This window comes from Ignatzschineria cameli (genome assembly GCF_003121895.1).
GTDB classification, from domain to species: domain Bacteria; phylum Pseudomonadota; class Gammaproteobacteria; order Cardiobacteriales; family Wohlfahrtiimonadaceae; genus Ignatzschineria; species Ignatzschineria cameli.
On record NZ_QEWW01000011.1, the window covers coordinates 18,114 to 35,442 of the forward strand.

Sequence of the window (17,329 nt, forward strand, 5' to 3'; positions counted from 1 at the left end):
TACATTAAGCAATTGAATAATTGAGTAATTGAGTAATTAAGCAAATAAGAAAGTTTGTTGACCGGCGGGAGAGAACCATCACGCTCTTATCACTACTGCATGCCCGCTGATCGGCATCTTCAATACCGAGAAAGAGTCTGGCAATCGAATAATTGCCCACTGCCGGCGCGTGATTCATGGATGTATGCAGTGGTGATCTCCGGCAACTCAACAACCCCTTTTGTTGTCATTAATGAAACCTGATAATGCTTTTGGCAATAGAGATCGCCCTCTGCCGGCATGTAGTTTCTGGAAGAGCGTAATAGTAAGATCCGGCAGCGTTCAGCCTATTTTGTTTGATTGTTTCAAGCAATAAAAAAATCTATTGATCGGCGGGAGAGAACGATTTCGCTCTTATAACAACTGCATGCCCGCAGATTGGCATCAATGATGCCGAGAAAGTCCACTGACAATAGAGATTGCCTACTTGCCGGCGCGTGATTCATGGATGTACGCAGTAGTGATCTCCGGCAACTCATCAGCCCTTTTAGAACTAAAAAATAAAACCACTCAAAAGAGTGGTTTTTATAATGAACCAAAGGTTGTGAGTTGGTTCATAATAGTCCGCTGTAGGGTGTGAGCTACAGCAGATCTATTTCCGTTTTATGTTTCAGTTTTATTTACAGCTTTACGATTCTAGCAGGAATACCTTGTCGAACCGCAGCGCCTGTTGTCCAATCGAGCCATGGCGCAGGAATCGGTCTTGAAGGGTCAGCAATTGCTAGATCATTCAAGTTGAGTCCACTTCCCACATGTTGACTAAATTGCATCGGAACACCATCGATCATATGTGCTCTTGCCCCAACATCACGACGACCATAGCCATGCTCTATCGCTAAAACACCCGGTTTTACGCCATCGAGAACCATAATTTGCGATTCTTGAGCCCCATTAGGAGATTCAATTCGCACTCGATCCCCATTTTGGACATTGAAGCGAAGTGCATCTTCCTCACTAATCGCGACAAAGTTAGTCGGCTTAATCATTCGTAAACGCAGTGTTGAACCGGAGGTACTACTCACAATATTCGATTTAAATGAGGTTAATGCTAATGGCCACTCCTCTTTTGAGAAGCGCTCATAAACCGAGCTACCATCTGAGAAACGGGGTGGATAGTAGGTCGGCGTTCCACTATAACGCTCCCCATTCGCAAAGTGACGATGAACCCCTACCATCTCATTCCAGAGCTGTAGCGTCGGCGTCCATTTTTTCGTCATCTCATCCCCTTTCCAACCGGTATCGAAGTCGGCAAAGCGTCCACCACGCGCATAGACATAGGCAACGCGCATCTGCTCTTCTGGCTTCAAGACACGCTCAATCTCACCTTTGATGCGTTTAACACCGGTTAACTCCATCTCTTCACGATTTGACTCCGGTACGGCAGATCCATCAAATGCCATATTTGCCGCCGCACGCAGATAGAAATCTTCCGCATTATGGACGGGGTGACTATTTCCCTCATAATCTTTAATCGCATTCTCACCAAAGCCTGGTAATCCCATCTTTTTCGCCACTTCAATAAAGAAGAGCTCCATCGAAATTGGACGACCCTTTGCATCTTTCTCGACACGTGGCTCCACGATAGGCCATCTTGCAGTAGAGGTCTTAAAGGGAACGCCTGCCCATGCACTACCGAAGCCCCAGCTCTCAAAGTTATGAGTATCGGGAACGATATAATCCGCCATCGCTGTAGTTTCATTGATAAAGGCATCAATCGCCACAAAGAGTGGTAAGACTTTGGGATCTTTTAACTTATCGAGCAGTAACTGTCTAAAACCTGTAATACCATAGACCGGATTAGTCATATTACTGATCCATGCTTTGAGTGGATAAGGATCAGCATTGAGCGCGGAGATCAACATCTCTGTCGCCTGCCCTCCGGCAAAAGGATACCAAGGACGACTCGCCGGGTAAGGATTCTCACCACGAGCTACCTTCTCTTTATACTCAGTTGATGACTCATAAGGGCGCTTCGCGCGACCAATCATAATGCCTTTCGGCTGCACCATACCATCAAATTTTGTAAAATCGTAACGCGGACCCGGAGCATAATCGGCATATTTCCCACCATTAACATGCATTCCGCCCTTATAGTTCATATTGCCGATTAAAACATTGAGCGTTAAGAGTGACCAAGTATTGTAGAAACCATTACCGCTCATCATGCCACCATGAGTAATAATCGCGGCTTTATGTCCATGACTGGTAAATTTACGCGCCAATCCCTCAATCGTTGCAACCGGCACACCACAAACCTCACTATACTCCGCTAATGTCATCTTATCTGCAGAGCGTTTTAACATCGTAAAGCTTGTTGCAATCTCAACCTCTTCCCCATTTGCAAGTGCTACTTTGCCCTCATAATAGAGTTTACCGCGAAGTGCTTCATCGACATCCTTCAACTCACCCGTTACCGCATCAACCGCTAAGATCGGGCTCGATGCTCGATCGCCCCCCTCAATATCGGCAAGACGCAACATCTGACCATAAAGAGGACTCTTCTCATCAACAATCACAAGATGGGTCGCATTCGAATGACTCACAGCTTTCGCCGCTTCCATTCCTGCAGCTCCTGGCACGGTGAGATAATCTTCGTTATAACGCTTCTGATCGATAATGTAACGAATCATCGCCATCGCCATTGCCGAATCGGTCCCTGGAAGAATAGAGATCCAGGTATTATTCTGCGTTGCGAGCGTATTTGTCATCGGCAAGTTTGGCGCAACAACGGCATAACTAAACTCAGAAGCCTCTTTCGTTCTCGCACCTGCTAAGAGGCGACCTTGACGTTTAAAAGGATTCCCCGATTGTGCTGGTGAGGTTCCCATAAAGATTGCAAATTCAACATTCTCAAGATCTGGCTTAGCATGGGCATTTTTTGCCATATCATTCATCAATGCGCCTGATCCTAAACGATACGCTAGACCACAATAGGCTCCATGTGCAGTGAAGTTACGCGTACCGAACGATTCATTCGTAAAACGCTTAACAAAGAATTCACGCCCTTCATTTCCGGCATTTGAGACTAAAAGTTGATTCGCCTTAACTCCAAATTCTGGATTTTTGGGATCGATCAAGGTCTCAAGATCGCGAATATCTTTAAGCCCATCCACATGCCCTTCACCAAAGAGATCGCCACCATTGACCACTTCATCGATCAATTGCTCAAAGCTGATGCGTTCCCATTTACCTTCCCCACGCTTTCCAACACGTTTTAAAGGCCAGAGAACACGATAAGGACTTGAGACAGATTCTCCCATCTGCGCACCACGCGCACAAGCCGTTGAACGATCATTAATGCCTTGATCGCCCCCTAACTTCACCCATGCCTCATCGATCGGCATATCGTAATTGAACTGCTCTTCACTCGATAATGGATGGTAAGGATTTCCGGCGATACGAATCACCTCATTCTTCTCCTTATCGACCCGCACCCGCACGCCACAAACGGTCCAGCAACCAAAACATTGCGTATTAGACATCGCTTGTTGTTTGTTCTGGATAAATTTACCATCTTCGATATGCCCTTCCACATTGAGTGCATCACCAAAGATCGCATTTTTGGTCGGCTCTGCAGAAGTACCGGTGACAAGCCCCTTCACCATATTCTTTGCTGTATTACTATAACCGACCGCAAATGCCGCTAAACCACCAGCTGCCGCAACTCCCTTAACAATGTTACGGCGCTTACGGCGTGCATCATCCTCAACATCGATATCTTGATGAGATTCCATCGCCTCTGTTGCCAGATCCATCTCTTCGATACCTTTTTTCAATTTATCATCACTCATCTTATTACTCCTATGGGTAGCAGCTACTCGATGCTCCCCCACAATTGATTATTTAACAGCTTTAAAGGTTAACCAGCGATCTTGAAGGAGGCTCCACACAACAATAACAAGCGTGAGCCAGAGTCCAAAGGTTGAAAGAATGCCTAAGAATCCGCTAAATCCCCAATCGAGATGGTAAGGATTAATCACCACATTATATTTCGGTAATGTCTGTGATTGCATTAAGATCGCCCAGCGGATCGTCCATGCTAATGAGAGCGAACCGAGCGCTAGAAGAAGATCGATCCAGCGACAATTGATACGGCGCTTGTTAAAATTCACTAAGGTGTAGATCATCAAAACTAACCAATAGATCAGTAGACTTAAACCGATCGTAAACCAGACAGATCCTTTCTCGGGGAGGGATCTAAAAGCAGCACCTGCCGGCGTATCACTCATCGCCCAGCCGATTAAAGTGAAGGCAACACCGATCAATCCGACCAATTGGAAGCGACTTAAAATCGCCGTATGATCTTGTCGTTGCGACCATCTTGAGGAGAGTGAATTCCATGCCTTAACACACATCGGTACAGCTTGAAATGCCGTAAAGAAGAGCACCCAAGGTAACCATGGTGTAAACCAGATCGGTTGTGAACGAAGCACATTGATCTCTTTACCGGTATAGAGAAGGATCATAAATGCGGTCACTAATAATCCCATCGAGGTCCATTGCAACCAGAATGAAGGATTGATGTTGCCCCAGTGAAGCGCTCTAAACCACTTATATGTTCCCTCTTTCGTACTATTCTCTCTTAAAAGAAGGAGAAATTGGATAATGAGAAACAGGATAAAGAGGGGGACAAAGACAGCTCCGATCCACATCCATGACCAAGGTGCCATCTGGATATAGAAGTTAATAAAACGCCCCGGCTGATGAAGGTCGGCTAAAAGTGCGATAGGTCCGACAATGCCGGCAGTGATCCCAAAACCCATCACCAATAATTCAAGCCCTTTAAGCTCACCATGTTTCCACCATCTTAAGATCACGGCAATAAGGGCTGCTGAAGCGGCTAATCCGATAAAGAAGAAATATTGCACTGCCCATGGAAGCCAGGCAATCTCTTGAGGTAATGTCAGTAATTCACGAATCATAATACAATCTCCTGCCATAACATTGCTTGACCTTGAACTTGCGATTGGAATGCTTCATCTAGTCCAATATAGAAGACTTGAGGAATCGTTCCCTGCTCCGGCTTTAAGACCTTGATCTCATCGGCAAACTCCACAAGCATTTTGCTAATTAAACTATTAGGATCTTTCATATCCCCAATAATTCGCGCGCCACCGACACAAGATTCCACACATGCCGGCAATAATCCTGCTTCTAATCGATGCGCACAGAAGGTGCATTTATCAGCTGTTCCTGTCTCTTCATTGATAAAGCGCGCCTCATAAGGGCAAGCTTGAACGCAGTAAGCACAACCGACACAGATCTTATTATCTACCACAACGATGCCATCTTCGCGCTGGAAAGTGGCTTGAGTTGGGCAAACGGGGACACAAGGAGGATTATCACAATGATTACAGAGTCTAGGTAAAACAACGTTAGTTGCTTGATCCTGCTCATAGCTGATCACCTGATATTGGCGTACCGTTGTTCTAAATTGTCCCGCCGGCATCTGATTTTCTACCGTACAGCTCACAGTACAAGCTTGGCAGCCAATACAACGACGAAGATCGACAATCATCCCGTAGCGCTTATTCGGGTCACCCTCACGGCGAGGGGGTACGCGCTTCTCTGCGGCTCGCGCCTCTTTTAACGACACTACAGCAGCTCCGGCGGTTAAAGCGCCTAGCTGCTTAAGTAGATCACGGCGTGTAATATCCATCTAAACTCTCCTTTCATCTCTACTCTGGAATTGAGAGGATGATCTTCCTCTCTCTACATCCAGTAGTCGATTTGATATGCATTCCCAATTGATTGAATCTGCTACTACTTCGAATAACCGAATAACGTGGGCCATCCCACAAATTTTTTCATGCTCTTATGATCGCGACTTTTGTAAAGCCCCTCTATTGTGGTAAACCACATACCTGCTAATAAATTGATCTAGAGCAAGTCTCTCAAACTCGCTTCTCTGAGATTTTTTTGATGAAAAGAGTCAGATTTCCCACTATATTCAATAACTAAAAGAACAAGTTGCCACATGCCGGCGCGAGATCTCTGGAAGAATGCGATCGTGAGATCCGGCATCTCATCAGCCCTTTTGTATGATTATTTGATTGCTTCAGCCCATAAGAGAATTTGTTGAGCGGCGGGAGGGAACCATTTCGCTCTTATATCGACTGCATGCCCGCAAGTTCGTATCCCTGATGCCGAGAAAAAACCTATTAAAAAAATAACCCATTAAAAATGATTATTGCCGGCAATAGAGATCGCACATGCCGGCGCGTGATTTGTGGAAAAGCGCGATGGTTATATCCGGCATCTCATCAGCCCTTTTGTATGATTATTTGATTGCTTCAGCCCATAAGAGAATTTGTTGAAAGGCGGGAGGGAACGATTTCGCTCTTACATCGACTGCATGCCCGCAGAATGGTACCTTCAATGCCGAGAAAAAACCCATTAAACATGAGCTATTAAAAAATGATTATTGCCGGCAATAGAGATTGCACATGCCGGCGCGTGATCTGAGGAAAAGCGCGATGGTTATACCCGGCATCTCATCAGCCTTTTTGTATGATTATTTGATTGCTTCAGCCCATAAGAGAATTTGTTGAAAGGCGGGAGGGAACCATCTCGCTCTTATATCGACTGCATGCCCGCAGAATGGCACCTTCAATGCCGATAAAAAACCCATTAAACATGACCTATTAAAAATGATTGTTGCCGGCAATAGAGATTGCCACATGCCGGCGCATGATCTGTGGAAAAGCGCGATGGTTATATCCGGCATCTCATCAGCCCTTTCTGTATGATTATTTGATTGCTTCAGCCCATAAGAGAATTTGTTGAGTGGCGGGAGGGAACCATCTCGCTCTTATATCGACTGCATGCCCGCAAGTTGGTATCCCTGATGTCGAGAAAAAACCTGTTAAAAAAATAACCCATTAAAAATGATTATTGCCGGCAATAGAGATCGCACATGCCGGCGCGTGATTTGTGGAAAAGCGCGATGGTTATATCCGGCATCTCATCAGCCCTTTTTGTATGATTATTTGATTGCTGAAAATTTCAACAAATAGGCGAATCGCTATAACCTCGTTATAATATGCAAATGAGCAAATTTCTTTGATGTTATTGCTCCGAAATACCGCTTAACCCAATCATCCGTCTATGAAGATGCCGAAATTTCTATTGACTACCCCTAAAGGAGCGCAATTGTTGCCTTTACCTCAATCACTTCGATTTCGACCTTTTCGTGCATTACGGCGATCCTCATCGATTCTGCTTGGGATATTCATCACCATAATGCTCGGCATCATAAGCCCCATCGCTTTTGCATTTCCCAAATCCTCCGCCGATTTAGCCCCCAATTTAAGCTCTAAAGAGCAAACGCAATCAGCGCCCTTTGAGACATCTCCTTATCGCTGTTCACCGATGGGAGATAAAATAGATCGCGATCACCGATCCCGCGTGACGATTGGCGTCTTAGCTCCCTACGGTGATGTTGCGGCTGAAAAAGAGTGGTGCCCCTGGATTACGGCGCTCAATCACGAGATGCCCGATCTTCATTTTGTCCTTAAACCGCTACAGCTCAATAATATTGAGTCTGAAGTGACAAGTGGCGCGATCGATCTACTACTCTCCCATCAAGGTGTTTTTATGAACCTTCGTTCAAAAGCCTCCATGCGCTGGATGGCGAGCCTTGAAGAGAATATCCACTTAGAAGAGAGCCACGCTAAGATTGGAAGTGCCATCTGGGTAAAGGAAGAGAGCCCGATTCAGACACTCAATGATCTTCGCGGCAAGAGAGTCGATGCGGTCAGTCAAAATGCATTGGGAGGATTTCTCCTCGCTTACCATGAAATGATTCAAAACTCACCAACATTAGCCAAAGAGATCGCCTTTCAATATCGCGGTTACCCAATAGAAGCGCTCTTTGACTATTTGGCAACAGATGAAAATGATGCCATTATTGTTCCCGCCTGCCTCTATGAACGCCTTGAACGTCAAGATATTCTGCCTGAAGGGAGCTTTCGTCTCATCAATCCTAAAGAGATCGATGATTTTACTTGTCAAACCAGTACCAATCTTATGCCGAGTTGGTCGCTAGCAGCCCTCAATGGGATCGATCAAGAGACAGCAAAGCGAATTCAGAGTGCTCTTTTTCAATTTAATGATCCTGATCTCCCCTCCTGGCAACTCCCTTATACGCTAGCGGAGATCAATCAACTAGCGGCTGATATTAAACATTATGAGGAGCGAGAAACTCTCTTTGAGACCCTCTTTCGCTTAGCGATCACCCATAAGATCTGGCTTCTCTTCTTTGCTCTCTTTCTTCTGATCCTTCTCATTAACCACCTATGGCTGAGTTATGCCGCAACTAAACGCCGTAAAGCGCTCGATAATGCCTATAAAACGATGCATGATTATGAGATGATGCTCTCAAAAGCAGATCGTATGAATATTTTAGGCGAAATGGCAAGCGGTATTGGCCATGAACTCAATCAACCCCTCTCTACCATTCGCAATTATGCTGAGGGGAGTATTATGATTCTTAAAAAGAGTGACCAACAGCATCCCCTCTTAACTCCGCTACATAAGATTAATGAGCAGGTCTCACAATGTCACAATATTATTAAGAATCTGCGTTCATGGGCCAAACCGGAGGAGAATAGTATTCGAGAAGAGGTCAATCTCCGCGCCTTTTTAGAGCAGATTATCGAAATTACTCGACTGCGGATGCATGGTCATATCGATATTCAGGTCGATATCCCCGAGTATTTCAATATTGTGATCACCCCTTCTATTTTGGAGCAGGTTTTAGCCAACTGCTTGATGAATTCCGCACAAGCAGGTGCTACAGTGATCGATATTCGCCTTAAGATCTATCCGCAATATATTAAACTCTTTCTCTTCGATAATGGTCCCGGCTTTACGCAAGCAGAGATCGATGCCCCCTTTGTTCCCTTCCGCACCTCTAAAAAAGATGGTTTGGGTTTAGGCTTAGTGATCTGCCAGCGCCTCATTGAGAGCTTAGATGGTAAATTACGAATCGATAATCGTCGTGATGGCGCAAGGGGCGCCGCCGTGAGATTGATCTTATCGCGAGAACTGACCCCGACCGATCAAAAGGAGCCACAATGAGTACTTTAACAGTCCATATTGTTGATGATGAGCCTGATGTGCGCGAATCGTGCCAATTTCTGGTATCTGCCCTCAACTATCCAACTGCGCTGTGGGAGGATGGTCGTGCTTTTATTGAAGGGGTCGATCTCACCTTACCAGCGATTGCGATTGTCGATCTACGCATGCCCAAGATGTCGGGAGATACGGTTATTACGATGCTAAAAAATCATCAAAGCCCAATCGGCGCCATTATTCTCACCGGCCATGGTGAAGTCTCAACAGCCGTAAAGACGTTAAAAGAGGGTGCTGTCGATTTCTTGGAGAAACCGATCGATCTCGACACCTTAATGAATGCGCTTAAAAATGCCGAGAAGGTGACACTCGCTCGAGCAAAACATAATGAATTACTCTCTCGATATGCGCGTCTTACAGAGCGTGAACAGCAGATTGCCGCCCTTGTCTATGAGGGATTAACGAATAAGGAGATTGCGCAACGAGAATCGATCTCCGTACGAACCGTTGAAGTGCAACGCGCAAGTGCGATGAAAAAGTTAGAGACCGAATCTCTTGCGGAATTTATCTCTACCCTCAATGAGGTCGATAACCTCCTCAAACCGAGTGAGTAGAAGAAGATCACCCTCTACCGGCGCGAAATTGATGGAAGTACGCAATAGTAAGATCCGGCAGCGTTCAGCCTTTTTGTTTCAATCAATGATTCTTAAGAAGATTTTAGAGCGGCGGGAACAACCATCTTATTCTTTTCACCACCGCATGCCCGAAGAATGGCATCTTGATGATCAATTGTTTTATCTATTTGAAACAATGAATCAGGAACTGCTATATACTTGAGAGGGCAATTCTGCTACTGTTTATACGGTTTTATTGAGGGAGTATTTCATTGACTGCCACGTCATTGACACAACAAGCGAAGGAAGCGCTAGCGAAATATTTTGGCTATAGTGAGTTTCGTCCTGGCCAACAGCGTCTGATCGATGCCATTTTATCCGGCAAAGATGCCTTAGGTATTATGCCGACAGGCGGTGGTAAATCACTCTGTTATCAGATCCCGGCACTCCTACTTCCTCATGTAACACTAGTGGTCTCCCCACTTATCTCGTTGATGAAAGATCAGGTCGATTCTCTTACCGAAATCGGTATTCCGGCAACCTTTATCAATAGTACACTCGATGAGGAGACCTTTGTTCAGAGACTCATTGCGATTCGGCAAGGTCGCTATCAATTGATCTATATCGCCCCGGAACGACTCAATAGCCAGCTGATCCGTAATCTCTTCTCCGCCGTTAAAGTGAGCTTTATCGCCGTTGATGAAGCGCATTGCATCTCTAAATGGGGACACGATTTTCGCCCCGCCTATGGAGAGATTATCGATTTTCTCCACCAACTTCCCTATCGCCCTCCTGTTGGCGCCTACACAGCAACAGCAACAACCGATGTGATCGAGGAGATCAAAAATCTTCTACAACTCCAAGATCCCGTAGAATCGATTATCAGCTTCGATCGTAAAAATCTGATCTTTGAGGTCTTAAAGATCTCCAATAAACGCGATTATATCCTTAACTTTATTCGCCGATTCTACCCCAAAGATTCAGGCGTCATCTATTGTGCGACTCGGAAGAATGTAGAGCTACTCACCCAATTTTTACAAGATGCCGGCATCAATGCGTTAGGCTATCACGGTGGCATGAGTAGTGAAGAGCGAGAAAAACATCAAAATGCCTTTATCTATGATGAAGTGGAGATTATTGTTGCTACTAATGCTTTCGGGATGGGGATCGACAAATCAAATGTCCGCTTTGTGATCCACTACAATATGCCCCAAAATATGGAAGCCTACTATCAAGAGGCAGGAAGAGCAGGAAGAGATGGGGAGCCGGCACATTGCCTACTACTCTACTCACCACGCGATATCTCTAACCAGAAATATCTCATTGAGAATAATGAGTTTCTAATCGATCCTGAACGAAAGCGAATACTCTACCAAAATCTACAATCCCTGATCGATTATTGCCATTCAGAAGAGTGTCTTCGCGCTGAAATTTTACGCTACTTCTCTGAAACACCTACCTTTGAAACATGTGATAACTGTGGCAATTGCACTAATACGACACCAAAGATCAATATCACTATTGAAGCGCAAAAGATCCTCTCTTGTGTCTATCGAGTAGAGCAAAATTATGGTATTACAACGGTCACACAAGTCTTAAAGGGCTCGAAAAATCGCCAAATTATCGAGCGCGGTTTAGATCAAGTCTCCACCTATGGCATTATGAAAGAGTATCCAGAGCGAACCATTCGGGAGATGATTATGACATTAATCGCTCGAGGCTATCTCTATCAAACACCTGATGCGCGCCCTATTTTACGACTCAAATCGGCGGCTAAAGCGATCTTAAAAGGGGAGAAGCAACTCTTCTACCGCCAAGATCTTATCGCTCATCGCACTGTTACCGATCCCGGCAGCCACTATAAATCCCCCTTCTATGAGCCGCTCAAAGAGCTCCGCCTCTCCCTTGCGCGCGAACGCGATATTCCGGCATATGCGATCTTTACCGACGCTACTTTACGGGAGATCTCAGAAAAGCGCCCTAAAACACCGGGAGAATTTCTCAATATTCGGGGTATCGGCATGAAAAAGCTCGACCAATATGGCTCACTCTTTATCGAAAAGATCAAAGAGTTGGAAGCAGGTGAGAGCTCTGCAAGCTAATCTCTCAGCATGCGAATCTAGTTTAGCACTCACTAAAACTTAGCAAACAGCTTCTTTTAAGATATCTCTCTGTCAGTTAGAGATGGTGCGCATAATCGTAGAGGGCAAAACCTTGTAATGCTTCATCAAAGTTTTTACCCACAGCTAGGACCTTAAAGCGCTCCCCCATCTCTTCAGGATGGACGAGTTGCTGTACTTTTTGGGAGAGCTCATACCAGCCGATATCATTCTTATCCCCCTTTTCCGCTAAAGCCTCCTGCTCTGCTTTCACCATCTCCTGCAAGCCATTGCCCATCAAGAAGTAAGCTTGTGCAGTATAGCCTAAGAAGGTTAACCCCATCTCCACAAGAAGCGTTGCAACCTGGGTGAAATTAACATTCGCTGTGAGATCTTGGAGTCCAGGATAGAGATAAAAATCTTCATGAGCACGATGTTTATAGTGAGCAATCAAGGTGCCGGTCGTGCGCTCTGGGCGATAATATTCTCGCTCGTCATAACCGTAATCGATAAAGAGCGCAACACCTTTTTCAAGATGTTCAAAAAGTGGTGGTAACCAACTTTCAAGAGCAGGACAATACTCTGTCTCGGTTCCTTCTAACAGGGTATAACCCTTATCGAGAAGCGATTGATAAAAGCGCTGTAATGCCGCATCAGCCGGTCGCAAGCGAGAGACAAAACGCACACTGCGATTCTCATCATCTAACTCAATATCGACATCGATATAGTGGGGCTTTCCCTCATGGATCTTAAAGCGCTCAACTGTTAATGCATCGAGCACCTCATTGGCAATAATCACCCCATTCCACGCTGCTTGTGGAGGTGTATCAATCCATTCAACCTGATCGATATATTCCGGTAGACTCTCGGCAATTAAGGCTCGCTGCCGCGCTTTTAGATCGGGAGAGACCTCTAAAATCAGATAACGCGAAGGAAGCTCATCCGTGGCTTTAAGTGCTAAAAGCAGATCTCGCGCCATTGTGCCATTACCGGCACCAATCTCCAAAATATCAAAGTCTTGCGACTTGGTCTCATCCATTGATGCCATCAAAGAGGCAATCTCTCTGACTTGATTCGCTAATGATCGAGAAAAGAGATCAGAGATAAGTGGCGCTGTAATAAAATCACCCGCCTCACCAAAAACGGCTTGTGGACCGGTATAGTAGCCAAGCTGAGGATGGTAGAGTGCTAAGTTGAAGAAGCGAGAAAATGGCATCGGCCCCGATTCACGAATCTCATTGATGATCTCTAAGGTTAATTCTGTTGAGCGCGCTAACGCCTCTTCCGATGGAATCGGTAACTCTTCTTCAATCTTTTGATGACTAAAATGTTGCACCACGCTTCTCCTCTGACTCAATCAATCTACTAAAGTGCATCAACCTTACCAAATCCGCGACTATTGCGCTCCACTTTTACCATCTGACCTGGGAAGATCTCCACAGCGCCCGAGACAATAACCGGAATATGCCCACGATCTTCCGTCTCAACACTAATTTCGGAATCGCCTGCTTCATTGATCATGATAGAAGCAACACGTCCCTTTCCACGATAACTTCCCTGTCCATCATTAAGCCCTGCAGCACAGCCGGTCATCATTAAAAGAAAGCTGCATAATAGTCCTACTTTTTTCATTCTCTTTATTCCTTTCTGATCAATTTTTATCATTTTTCATCGTTTTGCATCGTTTTGCATCGTTTTACATTATTTTTAATAATAGTGAGTCGCTATCACCACCGTGATGCGACATTTTTACTATTTTGTCACACTTCCTACTATTTCGTTACCGAAATGGGCACAACCCCGATATGGGTCAAGAGCGCCGGAGTAATCTTAATATTCACCCCACGCTTTCCCCCATTAATATAGAAGCTCTCAAGCTGAAAGATACTCGCTTCGGCATAGATAGGAAGATCTGCCTTAATTCCAAAGGGAGAGGTTCCACCAAATTGATAGCCGGTCCATTTATGGGCATATTCATAGGGCGCCGGGCGAATACTCTTTACCCCTAAAATTTTCCGCAACTTTTTTGTATCGATTGTCTGATCGCCATGTTGCAATACCATATAGCCGTGATGCTTCTCATCCATAAAGACGATACTTTTAATCACCTCATAGGCTGGAACGCCCAGAAAGTTTGCCATAAACTCTGCTGTGCCCTCTATCTCTCCGGTGCATTGATAGAGTTCATAGGGTAATTGATGCCGATCTAGATAGAGCGTAGCCGGCGTCTTAACGCGTTCCGATTCTGCTCGTTTCATCGATAATTCCTCTAAAAGAAGAGATCTCTCCTATCCTGCCATCGGCCCGATAAGAGAGATCTAATTTGTATATCCCATTTCGTATATTTAACTTATAGCTCTAACTGCTATATCTAACTGACAAATAACTGACAAATAATTGATAACTAACTGATAGATCTAGCGTTAAATAACTCAATAATCTAATTTGGAAAGCTAACCGCTACTCACCTTGAGGTGCCGGCGTATCTGCTTTCGGCGCACGATTAGAACGATTACCACTATTACGGCGTGGACGACGAACGTTACGACGAGGGCGACGTTTAGGAGCTGAAGATTTCTCTTCACCACTATTAGCGTTCTCTGCGCCGGCAGCAGGTTGTGCGTTCTCTTTTTGAGGCGCTTTTTCAGCACTATTTTCAGGTGCTCTCTCCGCTACTGGTGATGGCGCTTTCTGCTCTTCATTGCGATCAGAGCCCTTCTCCCCTTTCTCATCATCTGAACGACGGCGACGAGGCGTTCGACGTGCTGAACGATTATCCCGCTCATTGCGGTCACCGGTACGACGATTATTACGCGGAGTTCTACCTCGACGATCACGACGTTTCGGGGCTTCCACTTCTGGCGTTACTAGAAGCTCCTCTGTAATCACCGCAACAGGAATCTCCTCTTTAATATAATCTTGGATATCCATCAATGAGTAGACATACTCTTCACAAGCAAAGGTGATTGCCGTGCCTTCTGCTCCTGCACGCGCGGTTCTTCCGATACGATGAACATAATCTTCCACATCTTGCGGAAGGTCGTAGTTAAAGACATGAGATACATCAGGAATATGAAGACCACGTGCGGCCACATCAGTTGCCACCATGATGGAGAGCTCTCCATTTTTAAACTCTTCTAGGAGCTTCTCTCGGCGATTTTGTGGAATATCTCCTGAAAGAACCGCCGCTTTATAACCATTAGCATTGAGCGATTCAAAGACCTCATCAGCGACACGTTTTGTATTAACAAAGACGATAGAGCGCTCTGCTTTCTCATGCTTTAAGAGCCCAAAGAGCAGTTTAATCTTCTCATCAGAAGCAACATGGTAGAGGCGCTGTGTAATACGTGAACCGGTCACCTGCTCTGATTCAACTTTAATCAGCTTTGCATCATTCATATGCTCATAAGCAAGCTCTAAAATTCGTTGAGAGAAGGTTGCCGAGAAGAGCATATTTTGGCGCTTTTCAACCTTCGGCATTTGACGTAAGAGGAAGCGAATATCATTGATAAACCCAAGATCAAACATTCGATCGGCCTCATCTAAAACAAAGACCTCCACATTGCGGAGATTGAGTTTCTTCTGCTTAAAGTAATCTAAAATTCGGCCAACAGTCCCGATCACAACATCAGGATCAGCATCTAATGCCTCATTTTGTGTTCCATAAGAGGCACCGCCATAGAGCAAGGCATACTTCAGGCCGGTATAGCGCCCTAACATCTCTGCATCACTATGGATCTGCACTGCAAGTTCTCTTGTTGGTGCCATAATAATGGCATAGGGGCCTTTTTTCCCCTCTTCTACCGGCACTGTCATGAGGTGGTTTAAGGTCGCTAATAGGAAAGTTGCAGTTTTCCCTGTCCCTGTTTGTGCTTGGCCGGTGACATCTTTGCCCGCTAATAGATCGGGGAGTGCCTTCTCTTGAATTTCGGTACAGTAGACGTAACCGTTATCTTCCAAGCTCTCTTTCAGTGAATCATGTAAATTTAAATCTGCAAACTTCATAGAAGTTAATAGTGGTTTTCCCATAGGTATTGACCTGAGTCCTCAGTTAATCTGTTCTTCAATAAATTATATTAATGACAGTGGTTGAAATTTTTATCTCGTTCGAACCTTGTCATTTCCCCATTTTTCGGGTGTAATACCTAGGTATTATCATATTTTATAAAGAAAATTCCAAATCTAATTTTGGATATCTTGATCCATTTCTCAGGGGAGAGTAACAATGAGTAACTTAGTAAATGCAACTGATGCAACCTTTGAAGCGGAAGTTTTAAAAGCAGAACTTCCTGTTCTCGTCGATTTCTGGGCTGATTGGTGTGCGCCATGCCGTATGATTACACCTATTATTGAAGCAGCTTCAGAAGAGTATGCGGGCAAATTAAAAGTGGTCAAACTTGATGTACAAAACAACCAAGACACTGCTGTTAAGTTCCAAATTCGTGGAATTCCTGCATTAATGATCTTCAAAAATGGCGAAATTGTTGGCCAACACGTTGGCGCGCTTAACAAAGCACAATTAGCACAATTTATCGACAGCCATCTCTAGTCGAGAACGATCTTACATTCTTCAGTAGAGATCTCGATTATCTCAATCGAACCTCTTACAACAGAAGAGTCTTTAAAAGCCGGTCAATGACCGGTTTTTTTATGGATGATTTTTTATTGATGATTCTTAAGAAGATTCATTGAGCGGCGGGAACCGACTATTGCACTCTTATCACCACTGCCTGCCCGCCTACTGGCATCTTCGATGCCATCTGCCGGCGCGTGATTTATGGAAGAACGCGATAGTAAGATCCGGCAGCGTTCACTCTTTTTTCTCTCAATATGATTCATCGTAAAGGTAACGATAATTGCCGGCATGCAACTTGTAGAAGGATGCAGTAGTAACCTCCGGCAACTCATCAACCTCTGTTATTTCAACGAATAAGAAGGTTTTGGAGCGGCGGGAACCGACTATTGCACTCTTATCACTACTGCATGCCCGCCTACTGGCATCTTCGATGCCATCTGCCGGCGCGTGATTTGTGGAAGAATGCGATAGTAAGGATCGGCAACTCACCAGCTTTAATAAAGGGCAGTAATATTCCGGCAATCGAATGATTGCCATCTGCCGGCGCACGATTTATGGAAGAACGCGATAGTAAGGACCGGCAGCGTTCAGCCTCTTCTCTTTTGATGAATAATTTGATGAATGATTCTTAAAAAGATTCATTGAACGGCGGGAACCGACTATTACACTCTTATCACTACTGCATGCCCGCCAGTCGGTATCTCTGATGCTATCTGCCGGCGCACTATTTGTGGAAGAGCGCGATAGTAAGGATCGGCAACTCACCAGCTTTAATAAAGGGCAGTAATATTCCGGCAATCGAATGATTGCCATCTGCCGGCGCACGATTTATGGAAGAACGCGATAGTAAGGACCGGCAGCGTTCAGCCTCTTCTCTTTTGATGAATAATTTGATGAATGATTCTTAAAAAGATTCATTGAACGGC

15 protein-coding genes are annotated in these 17,329 nt (G+C 45.0%); 4 read left to right on the forward strand and 11 right to left on the reverse strand.

Features of this window, described 5'->3' with window-relative positions; all coding sequences use genetic code 11:
- Window positions 1–4: 4 nt before the first annotated feature.
- From DC077_RS10730 to DC077_RS10940, 5 genes are all read right to left on the reverse strand, one after another.
- Window positions 5–211: a hypothetical protein gene (locus DC077_RS10730; protein ID WP_133243555.1), complete on the reverse strand. Its 207-nt coding sequence runs from the start codon at window positions 209–211 to the stop codon at window positions 5–7.
- A 448-nt stretch (window positions 212–659) separates the two neighbouring features.
- Complete coding sequence (locus DC077_RS09715; protein WP_109202303.1) at window positions 660–3,773, reverse strand: molybdopterin dinucleotide binding domain-containing protein; 3,114 nt, start codon at window positions 3,771–3,773, stop codon at window positions 660–662.
- A gap of 105 nt (window positions 3,774–3,878) precedes the next feature.
- Window positions 3,879–4,961, reverse strand: a complete 1,083-nt coding sequence (gene nrfD, locus DC077_RS09720) for an NrfD/PsrC family molybdoenzyme membrane anchor subunit (protein WP_109202292.1) — start codon at window positions 4,959–4,961, stop codon at window positions 3,879–3,881.
- Entirely contained in the window at window positions 4,958–5,698 is a 741-nt protein-coding gene (gene ttrB / locus DC077_RS09725; protein WP_109202293.1) for a tetrathionate reductase subunit TtrB, read from the reverse strand. The genes nrfD and ttrB overlap by 4 nt, the downstream gene beginning before the upstream one ends.
- 1,507 nt (window positions 5,699–7,205) lie before the next feature.
- Window positions 7,206–7,346 (reverse strand): hypothetical protein, encoded by a 141-nt coding sequence (locus tag DC077_RS10940; protein ID WP_162297646.1) that lies wholly within the window; start codon window positions 7,344–7,346, stop codon window positions 7,206–7,208.
- Window positions 7,347–7,410: 64 nt separating this feature from the next.
- Here DC077_RS10940 and DC077_RS09735 point away from each other — a divergent pair, with 64 nt between their 5' ends.
- The 3 genes from DC077_RS09735 (at window position 7,411) to recQ (ending at window position 11,830) form a co-directional block, all read left to right on the forward strand.
- A complete protein-coding gene (locus DC077_RS09735) occupies window positions 7,411–9,120 on the forward strand; it encodes a sensor histidine kinase (protein WP_162297647.1) in 1,710 nt (569 codons plus the stop codon).
- Window positions 9,117–9,728: a response regulator transcription factor gene (locus DC077_RS09740; protein WP_109202296.1), complete on the forward strand. Its 612-nt coding sequence runs from the start codon at window positions 9,117–9,119 to the stop codon at window positions 9,726–9,728. Before DC077_RS09735 ends, DC077_RS09740 begins: the two co-directional genes overlap by 4 nt.
- Before the next feature lie 272 nt (window positions 9,729–10,000).
- The gene (gene recQ, locus DC077_RS09745; RefSeq protein WP_239990379.1) at window positions 10,001–11,830 is read left to right on the forward strand and encodes a DNA helicase RecQ; all 1,830 of its coding nucleotides are present in this window, start codon (window positions 10,001–10,003) and stop codon (window positions 11,828–11,830) included.
- A gap of 76 nt (window positions 11,831–11,906) precedes the next feature.
- On the opposite strand, the gene DC077_RS09750 is transcribed toward recQ, so the two are convergent.
- From DC077_RS09750 to DC077_RS09765, 4 genes are all read right to left on the reverse strand, one after another.
- The gene (locus tag DC077_RS09750; protein WP_109202298.1) at window positions 11,907–13,163 is read right to left on the reverse strand and encodes a class I SAM-dependent methyltransferase; all 1,257 of its coding nucleotides are present in this window, start codon (window positions 13,161–13,163) and stop codon (window positions 11,907–11,909) included.
- A 29-nt stretch (window positions 13,164–13,192) separates the two neighbouring features.
- Window positions 13,193–13,459 (reverse strand): hypothetical protein, encoded by a 267-nt coding sequence (locus DC077_RS09755; protein ID WP_094567722.1) that lies wholly within the window; start codon window positions 13,457–13,459, stop codon window positions 13,193–13,195.
- 140 nt (window positions 13,460–13,599) lie between these two features.
- On the reverse strand, window positions 13,600–14,085 hold the full coding sequence (locus tag DC077_RS09760; protein WP_109202299.1) for an aminoacyl-tRNA deacylase: 486 nt from the start codon (window positions 14,083–14,085) through the stop codon (window positions 13,600–13,602).
- A 202-nt stretch (window positions 14,086–14,287) separates the two neighbouring features.
- Window positions 14,288–15,856 (reverse strand): DEAD/DEAH box helicase, encoded by a 1,569-nt coding sequence (locus DC077_RS09765; protein ID WP_109202300.1) that lies wholly within the window; start codon window positions 15,854–15,856, stop codon window positions 14,288–14,290.
- 196 nt (window positions 15,857–16,052) lie between these two features.
- On the opposite strand from DC077_RS09765, the gene trxA reads away from it, so the two are divergent.
- Entirely contained in the window at window positions 16,053–16,376 is a 324-nt protein-coding gene (gene trxA / locus DC077_RS09770) for a thioredoxin (protein ID WP_109202301.1), read from the forward strand.
- A 113-nt stretch (window positions 16,377–16,489) separates the two neighbouring features.
- Here trxA and DC077_RS10735 read toward each other — a convergent pair whose 3' ends face one another.
- The gene (locus DC077_RS10735) at window positions 16,490–16,735 is read right to left on the reverse strand and encodes a hypothetical protein (RefSeq protein WP_133243446.1); all 246 of its coding nucleotides are present in this window, start codon (window positions 16,733–16,735) and stop codon (window positions 16,490–16,492) included.
- Between the two features lie 220 nt (window positions 16,736–16,955).
- Window positions 16,956–17,216, reverse strand: a complete 261-nt coding sequence (locus tag DC077_RS10740) for a hypothetical protein (RefSeq protein WP_133243447.1) — start codon at window positions 17,214–17,216, stop codon at window positions 16,956–16,958.
- Window positions 17,217–17,329: the final 113 nt, after the last annotated feature.

Excerpts from the sequence above, each read along its gene's own strand:
- DC077_RS09715 (WP_109202303.1), bottom strand. The coding sequence starts at position 3,773 with ATGGAATCTCATCAAGATATCGATGTTGAGGATGATGCACGCCGTAAG.
- nrfD (WP_109202292.1), bottom strand. The coding sequence starts at position 4,961 with ATGATTCGTGAATTACTGACATTACCTCAAGAGATTGCCTGGCTTCCA.
- ttrB (WP_109202293.1), bottom strand. The coding sequence starts at position 5,698 with ATGGATATTACACGCCGTGATCTACTTAAGCAGCTAGGCGCTTTAACC.
- DC077_RS09735 (WP_162297647.1), top strand. The coding sequence starts at position 7,411 with ATGGGAGATAAAATAGATCGCGATCACCGATCCCGCGTGACGATTGGC.
- DC077_RS09740 (WP_109202296.1), top strand. The coding sequence starts at position 9,117 with ATGAGTACTTTAACAGTCCATATTGTTGATGATGAGCCTGATGTGCGC.
- DC077_RS09755 (WP_094567722.1), bottom strand. The coding sequence starts at position 13,459 with ATGAAAAAAGTAGGACTATTATGCAGCTTTCTTTTAATGATGACCGGC.
- DC077_RS09760 (WP_109202299.1), bottom strand. The coding sequence starts at position 14,085 with ATGAAACGAGCAGAATCGGAACGCGTTAAGACGCCGGCTACGCTCTAT.
- DC077_RS09765 (WP_109202300.1), bottom strand. The coding sequence starts at position 15,856 with ATGGGAAAACCACTATTAACTTCTATGAAGTTTGCAGATTTAAATTTA.
- trxA (WP_109202301.1), top strand. The coding sequence starts at position 16,053 with ATGAGTAACTTAGTAAATGCAACTGATGCAACCTTTGAAGCGGAAGTT.
- DC077_RS10735 (WP_133243446.1), bottom strand. The coding sequence starts at position 16,735 with ATGAGTTGCCGGAGGTTACTACTGCATCCTTCTACAAGTTGCATGCCG.
- DC077_RS10740 (WP_133243447.1), bottom strand. The coding sequence starts at position 17,216 with ATGGCAATCATTCGATTGCCGGAATATTACTGCCCTTTATTAAAGCTG.